The sequence below is a fragment of the Agrobacterium salinitolerans genome, from assembly GCF_002008225.1.
In the GTDB taxonomy this organism is placed as follows: Bacteria; Pseudomonadota; Alphaproteobacteria; order Rhizobiales; family Rhizobiaceae; genus Agrobacterium; species Agrobacterium salinitolerans.
This window is the reverse complement of sequence record NZ_MRDH01000037.1, coordinates 180,779-193,820: the sequence shown is the minus strand read 5'-3', so window position 1 is coordinate 193,820 and position 13,042 is coordinate 180,779. Positions and strand designations below refer to the sequence as shown.

Sequence of the window (13,042 nt, the reverse complement as noted above, 5' to 3'; positions counted from 1 at the left end):
CCCGGTCGATATGGGATCATTGCGGCAAAGCGGCCGAGTTTTGCGAAAAGGCTTGAGACATGGAAATACTGGACGTGCATGGAATTGCCCTTCCTCTCTCTTCCGATGAGGTGTCGCCGGTCATCTGGCAGGCGCTGACCGACGGCAGCTATGAGGCGAAAGAGGCCCGCAGCGTCCTGAAAGCCATCAAGCCCGGCGATCGGGTGCTGGAGCTCGGCTCCGGTATTGGCATCATCACCTCGATCATTGCCGGCATCGAGGATGTTTCCGTCTGGGCCTTCGAGGCCAACCCCTCCACCGCGGCGCTGGCAGAGCGGGTGATCAAGGCCAATTGCCGCGGCAATGTCGTGTTTTCGCAGGGGCTTCTCACCGCCGATGAGCCGAGCTCCTATCCTTTTTACGTCCGCAGGGATCTCTGGATGTCGTCCATGGACGAAAATCAGGGTCCCTATGAAAAGCGCATCGAAATTTCCTCCGCCAATATCGACGAATTTATCGCCAGCCGGGGCATCACCGCGCTCGTTATGGATATCGAGGGTGCGGAACGCGATCTGCTCGGCAGGGCCGACCTCTCCGGTGTGGAGCGGATATTCGTGGAACTGCACGACCATCTTTACGGTCTTGCCGGAGTTCGCGATATCATGCAGGCGCTGACCGCGAAGGGATATGCCTATGATCCCCGGGGCTCACGTGGGCCCTGCGTCCTGTTCTCGAAGGACGAAAGCCCGAGGGAATACGATCCCGAGGTGGACTGAGGCCGCGCCGAATTCACGGAACCGTCCGCCTGTCCTCTCCGTTCTCACATTTGCATGAGGGCGCGGAGCGGGTCGATGCGCGTATCGTAATCGGTACGCCACGATAATTTCATAAACAGCAATTCATTCCCAATTATTGTTGCAATTGTAGCAACCGTTATCCTGCGTCATCATCCCTCCATCAAACCGGCGCACAAAAGGATGCACCGGAGATGCCAACGCAACCGAAGGAGTAACGATCATGGGCTTTGTTAAGACGACAGACGGAACCGAAATCTTCTACAAGGACTGGGGCCCGAAGGACGCCCAGCCGATCATGTTCCACCATGGCTGGCCGCTCAGTTCAGATGACTGGGATGCGCAGATGCTGTTTTTCCTCTCCAAGGGTTTTCGCGTCGTCGCCCATGACCGCCGTGGCCATGGCCGTTCCGCCCAGGTTGCTGACGGTCATGACATGGACCACTATGCCGCCGACGCCTTTGCCGTCGTGGAGGCGCTCGATCTGAAGAACGCCGTCCATATCGGCCATTCCACCGGCGGCGGCGAAGTGGCCCGTTATGTCGCAAAACATGGCGAACCCGCCGGCCGCGTCGCCAAGGCGGTTCTCGTTTCCGCCGTGCCGCCGCTGATGCTCAAGACCGAGGCCAATCCGGAAGGCCTGCCGATGGAAGTATTTGACGGCTTCCGCTCTGCGCTTGCCGCAAACCGCGCCCAGTTCTTCCGTGACGTACCGGCCGGCCCGTTCTATGGCTTCAACCGCGATGGCGCGACCGTGCATGAAGGTGTTATCCAGAACTGGTGGCGTCAGGGCATGATGGGCGGCGCGAAGGCCCATTATGACGGGATCAAGGCCTTCTCGGAAACCGACCAGACCGAAGACCTGAAGAATATCAGCGTTCCGACGCTGGTTCTGCACGGTGAAGACGACCAGATCGTGCCGATCGCCGACTCGGCTCACAAGTCGGTGAAGCTTCTGAAAAACGGCACGCTGAAGACCTATCCCGGCTTCTCGCACGGCATGCTGACCGTCAACGCCGACGTGCTGAATGCCGACCTGCTGGCCTTCATTAAGGGCTGATACTTTTCCGACATCAGAATGCGGCCGATCACTCGGTCGCATTTCTATTTGGGCAAGGTGAGATGGCCCCGCCAGGCGGTGCGATAGGAAGTCAGCTCCGGAATATCCCCCGCCGTGAAATGACGCTCTCGACCGGCAACCGGCTTGATACCGGTGAGCAGCGCAGCACCCGCGCTAGTCCCCGTCGAGCCTTCCATGGCAATGACGTCGGTTGTGGCAAAAGCGGCGAGTGCCCTCAAATACAGCGTGTTTCCGGCGAAGGGTCCCTCGACGACAACAGGCCCTCTGCGCTCAACGAGCGAAAGACAGAACTCCGTCATCAGGGCGAGATAGAGTGAGGCAGCCGCATGTCGCTCCGCCTCTGTTGCATCGCTATCGGCGATCCAGCGTGATGCGCTTTCCGGAAAAGGGCCGGAGCCGCTAACGACGCTCGGCAGCAGCATTATCCCTTTTTCGATAACCCCGCCGAGGGCTGCTTCGATTTCGTGGGGTGTCGCAGCTCCGAATTGCTGCGCCAGAATTTCATATTCCCTGCCGCCCATGAAACGGGAGGAGGGAACGGGTCGCCCGAGAGCATCGACATTCAAAAGCGTATCGCGGTTGGGATCCAGCGCATCCGCCTTGCCGCCAATGGAGAAATTCACCACCCAGGTGCCGGTTGAGACGACGGAAAAATCGCCGTCGCGGCGAAGTAGATGCGGCAGGAGCGACGCGTTGGAATCGTGGATGCCGCAATAGACCGGCATATCAGGTGACAGCCCGGTTTCCTGCGCCAGCGATGGGCGGATCGTGCCCAGCACATCGAAAGCGGAGCGGACAGGCGCCATCAAATGTTCGATGCCGAGACGCTCGACCAGCGATGAAAACCTCTTCAAGCGTGGGTTCCATAGGTCCGTGTGGCAACCAAGCGAGGTGGTTTCGGTTGCCTGAATGCCCGTCAGTCGTCCTGCCCAATATTGCGGGTAAGTAACGATGTCGCGCACCCTGGCGAACTCGTCCGGAAAGGTGGTTTTCTGGAAATGGATTTGTGCGCCGAGGTTCAGTCCCGCAGGAAGCTGCGGCGAGCCAGTCTCTACGAAATCGGGCCTGATCTCGCGATAGGCCTCCTGAACGGGTTCGGGGTAGACATGCTCGTAATCGAGCACGGGCATGGCGAGGTCGCCGTTTCCATCGAGAAGTGCTGCTGAAGCGCCATGGGTGGTGATGGAAATCGCATCAAAACCCGGCTCGTGGCCAAACCGTTGAAGCGCGGCAAGAATGAAGTGCCAGAGCATCTCCACATCGTAATGCGGGTAGGGGCCTTCGCGAAGAACGGGATTCGTCCGCTTCTCGCCGGCAATTTCCTCGCCGCTGCCGGTGTCGATGACGACCACCTTGGCATTGGTCTTGCCGATATCGATGACCGCGACCCGGTTCGGTTTGGTGCTGTCGCTCATGGCAGATGGAACACCATCACCAGGTCTATTGCAACGGGCGAATTGTCGGGATTGCTCTCCATGATATCAGCCATATGCGCCCACCATTTCTTCATCACGGGGTGGTCGGGCAAAGCCGCCATGCCGTGGTTTTTCGGCCGCGTCAGCACGCCGAAGAGAATGTTGGTTTCCGGGTCGAGATGGATGGAGTAGTCGCGGACCCCCGCCTCGTGCAGCAGCGCCACCAGCTCCGGCCATATCTCATCATGGCGCTTTTTATATTCGGCTTCCTTACCGGCGAAGAGTTTCATCTTGAAGGCGTGTTTTTCGAGTTCCGGCATGGTTCAGCCTCTCATGGCACGAAGGCGACGGACGACGATGGGGATGGCGATGGTGATGATGAGCAGCAGGCCGACGAAGATCGACATGACGATACCAGGCACGTTCAGAAGCCCCAGCCCGAAAGTGACGAGGCCCATGACGAAGGCGGCGATGACGACGCCCGCAATGGTGCCGGAACCGCCGAGAATGGAAACGCCACCCAGCACCACCATGGTCACCACCTCAAGCTCCCACCCTTGAGCGATTGACGGGCGCGTGGAACCGAGCCGCGAGGTGAGGCAGACGGCGGCGATGCCGCTCATCAGGCCGGTGAGCAGGAAGAGGATGAACTTCACGCGCTCGACGGGAATGCCGGAAAAGCGGGCGGCGAAGGGATTGGTGCCGATGACATAGACCTGCCGGCCGAAATTGGTGGCGTGCAGCAGAATGGCGAAGAGGATGGCCATGACGATGAACAGTACGAATTCGAAGGAGATCACCCAGAACACGTAGCCCTGACCGAAATAGGCGAAATCCGCCGGATATTTGCCATAGGCCTGATCCCCCAGCACCATATAGGAAATGCCGCGAAACAGGCTCATGGTGCCGATGGTGACGACGATGGAGGGCAGCTTGAGCCCCGCGACCAGAAAGCCGTTGAAAGCCCCGCACAATAGCCCGGTGCCGATGCCGATGGCGACGAGGCCTGATGTGCCGACCCCCATCTGCACCGCCGCACCCATGGCGGTGGAAGCAAGCGCGATGATGGCGGCGACTGACAGGTCGATTTCACCGGCGATGATCAGAAGCGCCATGGCAAAGGCGATGATCGCCTTTTCAGTGAAGTTGAAGGTCGCGTCGGAGAGATTCCAGGCGTTGAGGAAATAGGGCGAGGCGAGCGAATTGGCGATGAAGATGAGGATCGCGACACCGAGCAGCAACACTTCCCAGCTGGCCATGATGCGGCTGAGCGGCGTGCCGAGTTTGTCGGGAATGACGCGCGGTGCCTGTGACGGTTGGGAATTCGTGCTCATGCGGATGCTTCCTTGCCATGGTCTGCTGCGGCCCGATCGCGCAGGATGATACGGCCTTTTCTGGCTTCGGCGCGGGCATTGAAGACGACGGCGAGCACGATGACCACGCCTGATATGGCCATTTGCGCGAAGGGTGAAATGCCGATGACGGGCAGCGCGTTCTTGATGACGCCGAGGAACAGCGCGCCAAGCACCGCTCCGGCCACCGAGCCGATGCCGCCCGCAATCGAGATGCCGCCGATGACGTTGGCTGCCACGCTGTCCAGCTCGAAGCCGGCGGCGATATCCACATAAGCAACGGCGTAGCGCGACACCCAGAGATAGCTGGCAAGACCGGCGAGCGCCCCCGACAGGACGAAGGCGAAGAAGCGGGTGCGGCCGACATCGATGCCCGCATAGACCGCAGCACCCGGATTGCCGCCGGAGGCGTAGGCGGAACGGCCGAAGGAGCTGCGTGTCAGCACCAGCCAGGCTCCGGCGATGATGAGAATGGCCACCCAGGACAGAACCGGCATGCCGAGGACCATCGTGCGCGGCACATTGAGGAAGGTCGGCGAAAACTGATGCGCATTCACCCAGCCGCCGCCCGACAGCACGAAAGCCATGCCGCGATAGATGGTGAGCGTGCCGAGCGTCACAACAATGGGCGGAATGCCAAGCCACCAGACGAGTATGCCGTTGATGGAACCTAGAAACGCGCCGATGCCGACCGCCATGACAATGAGTAGCGGCAGGGGAATACCCGGAAAGGCGGCATTGGTCATCGCCACCGCCATGCCGGTAAAGGCGAGATTGGCGGCGACTGAGAGGTCGATGGATTTCGTGAGAATGACCGCCATCTGGCCAAGCGCCAGGATGATGAGGATGGACGTATCATTGAAAATATTGACGAGATTGCCGGGCCGGGCGAAGCCGGGCGCGCGCAGGGCAAAGCCGGCAATCATGATGATGATGATACCCGCCAGCAGCCATTCGCGATTTTTGAGTAGACGTTGCATGTTTGTGGCCCCTCTCAGGCATTGCCGGTGGCGGCGCGCACCAGCTTTTCCGGAGAAAAATCGGCGCGTTCGAACTGGCCCGCCATCAGGCCTTCGCGCATGACGATGGCGCGGTCGGACATGCCTAGGATTTCGGGAAGTTCGGATGAAATCATGATGATCGACAAGCCTTCGGCCGCAAGTTCGCTGATGAAGCCATGTACAGCGGCCTTCGAGCCGATATCGATGCCCTTGGTCGGCTCATCGAGAATGATGACCTTCGGCTTCGTGGCGAGCCATTTACCGATCACCACCTTCTGTTGGTTGCCGCCCGAAAGCGTGCCAACAGGCACCGAAAGCGCGGCGGCGCGCAGATCGAGCCGCGCGGCATATTTGCGCGCCAGCGCGAATTCATTGGCGGCGGCCAGAAACCCCTTGCGCGAGGTGCGGGTGAGAGAGGGCAGCGACATGTTCTGATAGATCGGCATATCGAGCGCCAGCCCGTGGCGGCCGCGCTCTTCCGGCACATAAACGATGCCGGCGCGTATCGCATCTTCCGGCGAGCGGATGGAAAGCGGCTGGCCGTTCAGCATTACCTCTCCCGAAGCCGGGCGGGTGATGCCGAACAGCGACTGGCAGAGTTCGGAACGGCCGGCGCCGATCAGCCCGTAGAGGCCGAGAATCTCGCCCTTGCGCAGTTCGAGCGAAATATCGCGGAATTCCGTCTGGTGCGAATAGTCGCGAACTGACAAAACAGTTGACCCCAGCGTGACGGCCTGTTTGGGAAAGGCATTCGTCACGTCGCGGCCAACCATCAACCGCACGATTTCATCTTGCGGGGTGGTGGCAAGCGTGCCGGCGCCAACCATTTTCCCGTCACGGAACACGGCATAATTCTCGGCGATTTCATAGACTTCATCGAACTTGTGGCTGATGAAGAGGATCGCCTTGCCCTGTCGCTTCAGATTTTCGACGATGCGGAAGAGATCATCGATCTCCTTTCGGGAAAGAGCAGCGGTCGGCTCGTCCATAATGACGATGCGTGCCTCGACCGATAGCGCCCGGGCGATGGCCACCAGATGGCGCTGCGCAATCGACAGGTCTTTCAGCCGAATGGAGGGATCGATAGTGCTCTCCAGCTGCTCCAGCAGAACCTTGGCGCGCGCATTGATGGTCTTCCAGTCGATCAGGCCAAAACGGCCTTTTGGCGCATGGCCGAGGAAGATGTTTTCGCCGACGGAAAGCTCATCGAACAGCACGGTTTCCTGATGAATGGCGGTAACGCCGGCATCGATGGCGTCCTGTGCGCTGTGGAAGTGGACGGCCTTGCCATCCAGCATGATTTCACCCTCGTTCGGGCGATAGATGCCAGTAAGGATTTTGACGAGCGTGGATTTACCCGCACCGTTCTCGCCGATCAGCGCGGTGACCTTGCCGGGGTATAGCGCGATATCGACGCCATCAAGCGCTTTGACGCCGGGGAATATCTGGCTGATGCCGCGCATTTCCAGAATGGGAACGGCGCTGGAAGCCTCTGAGATGTTTATGGTTTGGGTTTCAGCACGCATCATTCCGTCTTACCGGTCTGTTTTGATGAAGCCGCGAGGGGCGCCCCCCTCTGCCCTGCCGGGCATCTCCCCCTCAAGGGGGGAGATCGGCAAGCGGATAGCACCCTGCCTTATGGATCGAGCGGGTGCGGCACATTGATCTCCCCCCTTGAGGGGGAGATGCCCGGCAGGGCAGAGGGGGGTGCCCTCCACGCACTGCCGTCACTTCTCAAGATCAGAAAATCTTCGAGAACTGATCGATATTCTTCGCGTCATAAACAAACGGATCGGCCATCGCCGCTTCGCTGTTTTCACCAACCTTGATCTTGCCCATACGACCGGCTTCAATTTCCGAGCCCGGCTTGCCATCCGTTTCGCCCTTCACCAGGCGATAGGCGATCTGGGTGGCGGAGTAACCGAGGTCGATCGGGTTCCAGATGGCGAATTCCTTGGTGGCGCCTGATTTGATGGCGCCGGCCATTTCAGACGGCAGGCCAAGGCCCGTCACATAGACCTGACCGATCTTGCCCGCATCCTTGACGGCCTGCGAGGCGGCGAGAACGCCGACCGTCGTCGGAGCGACGATGACCTTAACGTTCGGTTGCGAGGAGAGCAGTCCCTGCGCTTCGCGATAGCTCTTGTCGGCGAGGTCGTCACCGTAGACCGTGGTGACGAGGTTGAGGCCGGGAAAGTCCTTCAGCTGCTTTTTCATCTCGTCGATCCAGATATTCTGGTTCGTGGAGGTGGTGGTGGCCGAAAGAATGGCGAAATCGCCCTTGCCGCCTTCGAGATGTGCCGCGGCCAGCTGCAGGCACATCTTGCCGATCAGCGCGTTGGAGGACGGGTTGAGCTGGAGAATGCGGCCTTCAGGCGCCACGCCTGAATCCCAGGAAATGACTTTGATACCGCGCTGCGCGGCCTTCTTCAGCGCCGGAACCACGGCGTCCGGGTCATTGGCGGAAATGGCGATGGCGTCCACACCCTGCGCGATCAGCGAATTGATCACTTCGATCTGGCCTTCCGCCGTGGTGCTGGTCGGGCCTGTATAGATGATCTGCACGCCGCCAAGGTCTTTCGCGGCCTCTTCAGCACCCTTGTTGGCGGCTTCGAAAAAGCCGTTGCCGAGCGATTTGACCACCAGTGCGATCTTGACGTCGGCTGCCTGGGCAACGCCGCCAAGACCCGCAACGGATAGCGCCGCGCTAAGTGCCAGGACGCTCGTCAATGTTCTGCGTGTAAGTTTCATGTTCCTTTTCCTCCCGTTTTGCACCTGTTCCTCTCCCCGGTGCTTCCTCAAGCGACCGAAGAGGAATCCTCCCCATCAGGCGGGTTGGCTGTCTTGCCATCCCCCACCGCCCCGGCGATCAGCAATTCCACGCCGGCATTTTCCACCATCCTTGCCGCCTCGTCCGAAATCCCGTCATCGGTGATGATGGTCGTGACGTTTTCGAGCGGGCATAAAATCAGGCTGGAGCGTTTTCTGAATTTCGAGGAATCGACCATCACGATCAGCTCTTCCGCCTGCCGCATCAGCTTCTGTTCGCTCTGGATCACGAGCGCGTCGGACTCCATGATGCCAAGAGCGCCCACGCCCTGCGCGCCGAGAAAAATCCGTCGCGCATAAAAATTGCGGATAGCGTCATTTTCGAAGGGCGAGAGGATGAGGCTCTGATCGCGATAGATCGCGCCGCCCGGCACATTGACGTTGCACTTGGAATGTTTGACCAGATGCTCGGCGATGGCAAAGGAATTGGTCATCACCTGCAGGCGACGCGCCGCCATGTAATGCACCATCTGGAACGTGGTCGTGCCGCCATTCAGGATGATCGCGTCGCCATCATTGCAGAGATCGACCGCCTTGCGCGCAATTGCGCGTTTCTTATCGATATTGACCGATTCGGAAACACGGAACGGCCGTGCGGCGAGATTGCCAAGCTGCGGCGGATGGACCGCTTCCGCTCCGCCGCGCACGCGCCGCAACTTGCCCTGCACATGCAAAGACGCAATATCCCTGCGGATCGTCGCTTCCGACGCATCCGTCAGTTCGGCAATATCCTGCACCGTCACGACAGCTTTTTCCTGCGTGGCGCTCAAGATGATGCGATGGCGTTCGCGTTCGTGCATGGGGTCCTCCTGATCGTGATTATTCTCAATCTCTTTACGTTGTCAATCAAGAACGATCAAATTAATCAGTTTCGCGCTGCAACATGAAAATTTATGATCGTTTTTGATTGACATTGTCCTTTTGAATGCGCGATATCTGCCATCAAAGGAGGCGGGCCGATATCGGCTCCGCGAATGCAGGAAGATATTGGGAGGAAGACATGACGGGTAAATCCCGCCTTCTCGAAAGCCATTGGGACGACGCCTACGCCCGGACGCTTGATGAGCCCGGCAAGCTGCTTTATCGCTCCAATCTGCTCGGTGCCGACAAGCGCATCACCAATTATGGTGGCGGCAACACATCGGCAAAGGTGCTTGAGACTGACCCGCTGACGGGTGAAAAGGTCCGCGTCATGTGGGTGAAAGGGTCCGGCGGCGATGTCGGCACCATCAAGCTCGATGGGTTTGCCACCCTTTATCTCGAGAAGCTGGAAGCGCTGAAGGGCATCTACAAGGGTGTCGAAGATGAGGACCGCATGGTCGGCTTCCTGCCGCATTGCACCTTCAACCTCAATCCGCGCGCGGCCTCAATCGATACGCCACTGCATGGCTTCGTGCCCTATGATCATGTCGATCATATGCATCCGGATGCGATCATCGCGATTGCAGCCTCGAAGAATTCGAAGGAACTGACGCAGCAGATCTTTGGCGATGATATCGGCTGGCTTCCGTGGCGCCGTCCCGGTTTCCAGCTCGGTCTCGATCTGGAAGCCTTCGTCAAGGCCAATCCCAAGGCGAAAGGCGTCGTGCTCGAAAGCCATGGCCTCTTCACCTGGGATAACGACGCCAAGGCATGTTACGAACTGACGCTCGCCATTATCAATAAGGCGATCGAATGGTTTGCAGGAAAGACCGAAGGCAAGGTGATCTTCGGCGGTGCCGTGGCCAAAAGCCTGCCGGTTGCCGAACGCCGCGCCATCGCCGGCCGGTTGATGCCGGAAATCCGTGGCCGCATCGGCCGCGAGGAACGCAAGCTCGGCCATTTTGACGATCAGGATGCTGTCCTGGAATTCGTCAATTCAAAGGAACTGAAGCCGCTTGGCAACCTCGGCACATCCTGCCCGGATCACTTTCTGCGCACGAAAATCCGCCCGCTGATCCTCAACCTCGATACCGCAAATCCCGATGTCGATGCGCTGACGGCTGGTCTCGACGCGGCGCTGGAGGCTTACCGCGCGGATTATACGCGCTACTATGAAACCTGCCGCCATGAGAATTCGCCCAAGATGCGCGATCCGAACCCGGTGATATTCCTCATCCCTGGCGTGGGCATGTTGTCCTTCGCTAAAGACAAGGCGACCGCCCGCATTGCCGGTGAATTTTATGTCAACGCCATCAACGTAATGCGCGGGGCGTCCACCGTATCGGAATATCAGGGTCTGCCCGAGCAGGAAGCCTTCGATATCGAATATTGGCTGCTGGAAGAAGCAAAGCTGCAACGCATGCCGAAGCCGAAAAGCCTTGCCGGCCGTGTCGCCTTCGTCACCGGCGGCGCTGGCGGCATCGGTCGGGCAACGGCGGAACGGCTGGCGGGTGAGGGTGCCTGCGTGGTTCTGGCGGATATTGACGAGGCGGCATTGGAGGCCGCCAGGGGCGATTTCGTCAAGCGTTACAGTGGCGATGCGGTGCGCACCGTCAAGCTTGATGTGACGCAGGAAGATGCGGTCATTTCCGCCTTTGCGGAAGCGAGCGTGGAATTCGGCGGCGTGGATATCCTCGTTTCCAATGCCGGCATCGCTTCTTCCGCCCCGGTGGAAGATACGACGCTTGCCATGTGGAACAAGAATATCGACATCCTCGCGACAGGCTATTTCCTCGTTTCGCGAGAAGCATTCCGGCTGCTGCGGCGACAGAATCTCGGCGGCAACGTCGTGTTTGTCGCTTCCAAGAATGGCCTTGCCTCTTCACCCAATGCATCGGCCTATTGCACGGCGAAGGCGGCGGAAATTCATCTCGCCCGTTGCCTTGCGCTCGAAGGGGCGGAAGCGGGCATTCGCGTCAACACCGTCAATCCCGATGCCGTGTTGCGCGGTTCGAAAATCTGGAATGGCGAGTGGCGTGAGCAGCGGGCGGCGTCGTCCAAGATCGAGGTGACCGATCTCGAAGAACATTACCGCAAGCGCTCGATGCTGAAGCTCAATGTCTTCCCGGAAGATATCGCCGAGGCGATCTACTTCCTGGCGTCCGACGCTTCGGCCAAGTCGACCGGCAACATCATCAATGTCGATGCCGGCAATGCGCAGAGTTTTACGCGATAATAAGGGACGGTCATAGGCGGCGATCACGTCGCGTTGGCCGGGGAGGAAAAAATGACCGAAACGAAGATCGCAGCCGATGTCATCGCGGCGGAAAACGAAAAGCGCGCCGGCGCACAGAAAGACGACTATCAGGCGCTGGGCAACCAGCTGGCGCGCCGCAACATCGACATCGATACCGTTACGGCCAAGGTGGCGGAATTTTTCGTCGCCGTGCCGTCCTGGGGCGTCGGCACGGGCGGTACACGTTTTGCCCGTTTCCCGGGCGCGGGCGAGCCACGCGGCATTTTCGACAAGCTGGATGATTGCGCCGTCATCAACCAGCTGACGCGGGCGACGCCCAATGTCTCGCTGCATATTCCGTGGGACAAGGAAGATCCGAAGCGGCTGAAGGCCCATGCCGATGCGCTCGGCCTCGGCTTCGACGCCATGAATTCCAACACCTTTTCAGATGTGCCGGGCCAGAGCCACTCCTACAAATACGGCTCGCTGAGCCATACGGATGCCGCGACGCGCCGGCAGGCCGTCGAGCACAATATCGAATGTATCGAAATCGGTAATGCCATCGGCTCCAAGGCGCTGACGGTGTGGGTGGGCGACGGTTCCAATTTCCCCGGCCAGAGCAATTTCACCAGAAGTTTCGAACGTTATCTCGCGGCCATGGCCGATATCTACAAGGCGCTGCCGGATGACTGGCGCATCTTCTCCGAACACAAGATGTATGAGCCGGCCTTCTATTCCACCGTCGTGCAGGACTGGGGCACCAATTACCTCATTGCCAATACGCTCGGCGAAAAGGCCTTCTGCCTCGTCGATCTCGGCCATCATGCGCCCAACACCAATATCGAGATGATCGTCGCCCGGCTTATCCAATTCGGCAAGCTCGGCGGTTTCCACTTCAACGACAGTAAATATGGCGATGACGATCTGGATGCCGGTTCAATCGAGCCCTATCGCCTGTTCCTCGTTTTCAACGAGTTGGTCGATGCCGAACATCGCGGCGTGAAGGGTTTCCATCCCGCCCATATGATCGACCAGTCGCATAATGTGACGGACCCCATCGAAAGCCTGATCTCCAGCGCCAACGAAATCCGCCGCGCCTATGCGCAGGCATTGCTGGTGGATCGCATCGCTCTCGACGGTTACCAGCAGGATAATGATGCGCTGATGGCTTCCGATATGCTGAAGCGGGCCTATCGCACCGATGTGGAACCGATTCTTGCTCAGGCGCGGCAATTGGCGGGCGGCGCTATCGATCCGGTCGCGACTTATCGTGCGAGCGGCTATCGCAGCCATGTTGCGGCGAAGCGCCCGGCTTCGGTTGGCGGCAGCGGCGGTATTGTGTAAGTTCGGTGTCGCTAGAATAGAGGGAAGCTAAGGCTGACTACACACCTTGCCTCTATCTCGACGTCATCCTCGGCCTTGTGCCGAGGATCTGCCAGCGTCGCATAAAATCGATAGGTAGCAGATGCTCGGGACAGGCCCGAGCATGACGCA

At 59.3% G+C, this 13,042-nt stretch carries 11 protein-coding genes; 4 read left to right on the top strand and 7 right to left on the bottom strand.

Annotation, left to right across the window (positions count from 1 at the left end):
* The first annotated feature begins 59 nt into the window (after positions 1 to 59).
* Together BS627_RS21225 and BS627_RS21220 are read left to right on the top strand one after the other, a co-directional pair.
* Positions 60 to 755, top strand: coding sequence for an FkbM family methyltransferase (locus tag BS627_RS21225; RefSeq protein ID WP_077985134.1), 696 nt, complete (start codon positions 60 to 62; stop codon positions 753 to 755).
* 241 nt (positions 756 to 996) lie between these two features.
* Positions 997 to 1,833, top strand: coding sequence for an alpha/beta fold hydrolase (locus tag BS627_RS21220; protein WP_077985133.1), 837 nt, complete (start codon positions 997 to 999; stop codon positions 1,831 to 1,833).
* Between the two features lie 44 nt (positions 1,834 to 1,877).
* On the opposite strand, the gene BS627_RS21215 is transcribed toward BS627_RS21220, so the two are convergent.
* From BS627_RS21215 to BS627_RS21185, 7 genes are all read right to left on the bottom strand, one after another.
* Positions 1,878 to 3,269 (bottom strand): FGGY-family carbohydrate kinase, encoded by a 1,392-nt coding sequence (locus BS627_RS21215; protein WP_077985132.1) that lies wholly within the window; start codon positions 3,267 to 3,269, stop codon positions 1,878 to 1,880.
* Positions 3,266 to 3,589: an L-rhamnose mutarotase gene (gene rhaM / locus BS627_RS21210; protein ID WP_077985131.1), complete on the bottom strand. Its 324-nt coding sequence runs from the start codon at positions 3,587 to 3,589 to the stop codon at positions 3,266 to 3,268. Before rhaM ends, BS627_RS21215 begins: the two co-directional genes overlap by 4 nt.
* A 3-nt stretch (positions 3,590 to 3,592) precedes the next feature.
* On the bottom strand, positions 3,593 to 4,603 hold the full coding sequence (locus tag BS627_RS21205) for an ABC transporter permease (protein WP_077985130.1): 1,011 nt from the start codon (positions 4,601 to 4,603) through the stop codon (positions 3,593 to 3,595).
* Entirely contained in the window at positions 4,600 to 5,601 is a 1,002-nt protein-coding gene (locus tag BS627_RS21200; RefSeq protein WP_077985129.1) for an ABC transporter permease, read from the bottom strand. Before BS627_RS21200 ends, BS627_RS21205 begins: the two co-directional genes overlap by 4 nt.
* Before the next feature lie 14 nt (positions 5,602 to 5,615).
* Positions 5,616 to 7,151: a sugar ABC transporter ATP-binding protein gene (locus BS627_RS21195; protein ID WP_165691344.1), complete on the bottom strand. Its 1,536-nt coding sequence runs from the start codon at positions 7,149 to 7,151 to the stop codon at positions 5,616 to 5,618.
* Positions 7,152 to 7,362: 211 nt separating this feature from the next.
* The gene (gene rhaS, locus BS627_RS21190) at positions 7,363 to 8,373 is read right to left on the bottom strand and encodes a rhamnose ABC transporter substrate-binding protein (protein ID WP_077985128.1); all 1,011 of its coding nucleotides are present in this window, start codon (positions 8,371 to 8,373) and stop codon (positions 7,363 to 7,365) included.
* A gap of 47 nt (positions 8,374 to 8,420) precedes the next feature.
* Complete coding sequence (locus tag BS627_RS21185; protein WP_077985127.1) at positions 8,421 to 9,251, bottom strand: DeoR/GlpR family DNA-binding transcription regulator; 831 nt, start codon at positions 9,249 to 9,251, stop codon at positions 8,421 to 8,423.
* A 200-nt stretch (positions 9,252 to 9,451) separates the two neighbouring features.
* On the opposite strand from BS627_RS21185, the gene BS627_RS21180 reads away from it, so the two are divergent.
* A complete protein-coding gene (locus BS627_RS21180; RefSeq protein ID WP_077985316.1) occupies positions 9,452 to 11,548 on the top strand; it encodes a bifunctional rhamnulose-1-phosphate aldolase/short-chain dehydrogenase in 2,097 nt (698 codons plus the stop codon).
* Between the two features lie 51 nt (positions 11,549 to 11,599).
* Complete coding sequence (gene rhaI / locus BS627_RS21175) at positions 11,600 to 12,892, top strand: L-rhamnose catabolism isomerase (protein ID WP_077985126.1); 1,293 nt, start codon at positions 11,600 to 11,602, stop codon at positions 12,890 to 12,892.
* Positions 12,893 to 13,042 lie beyond the last annotated feature (150 nt).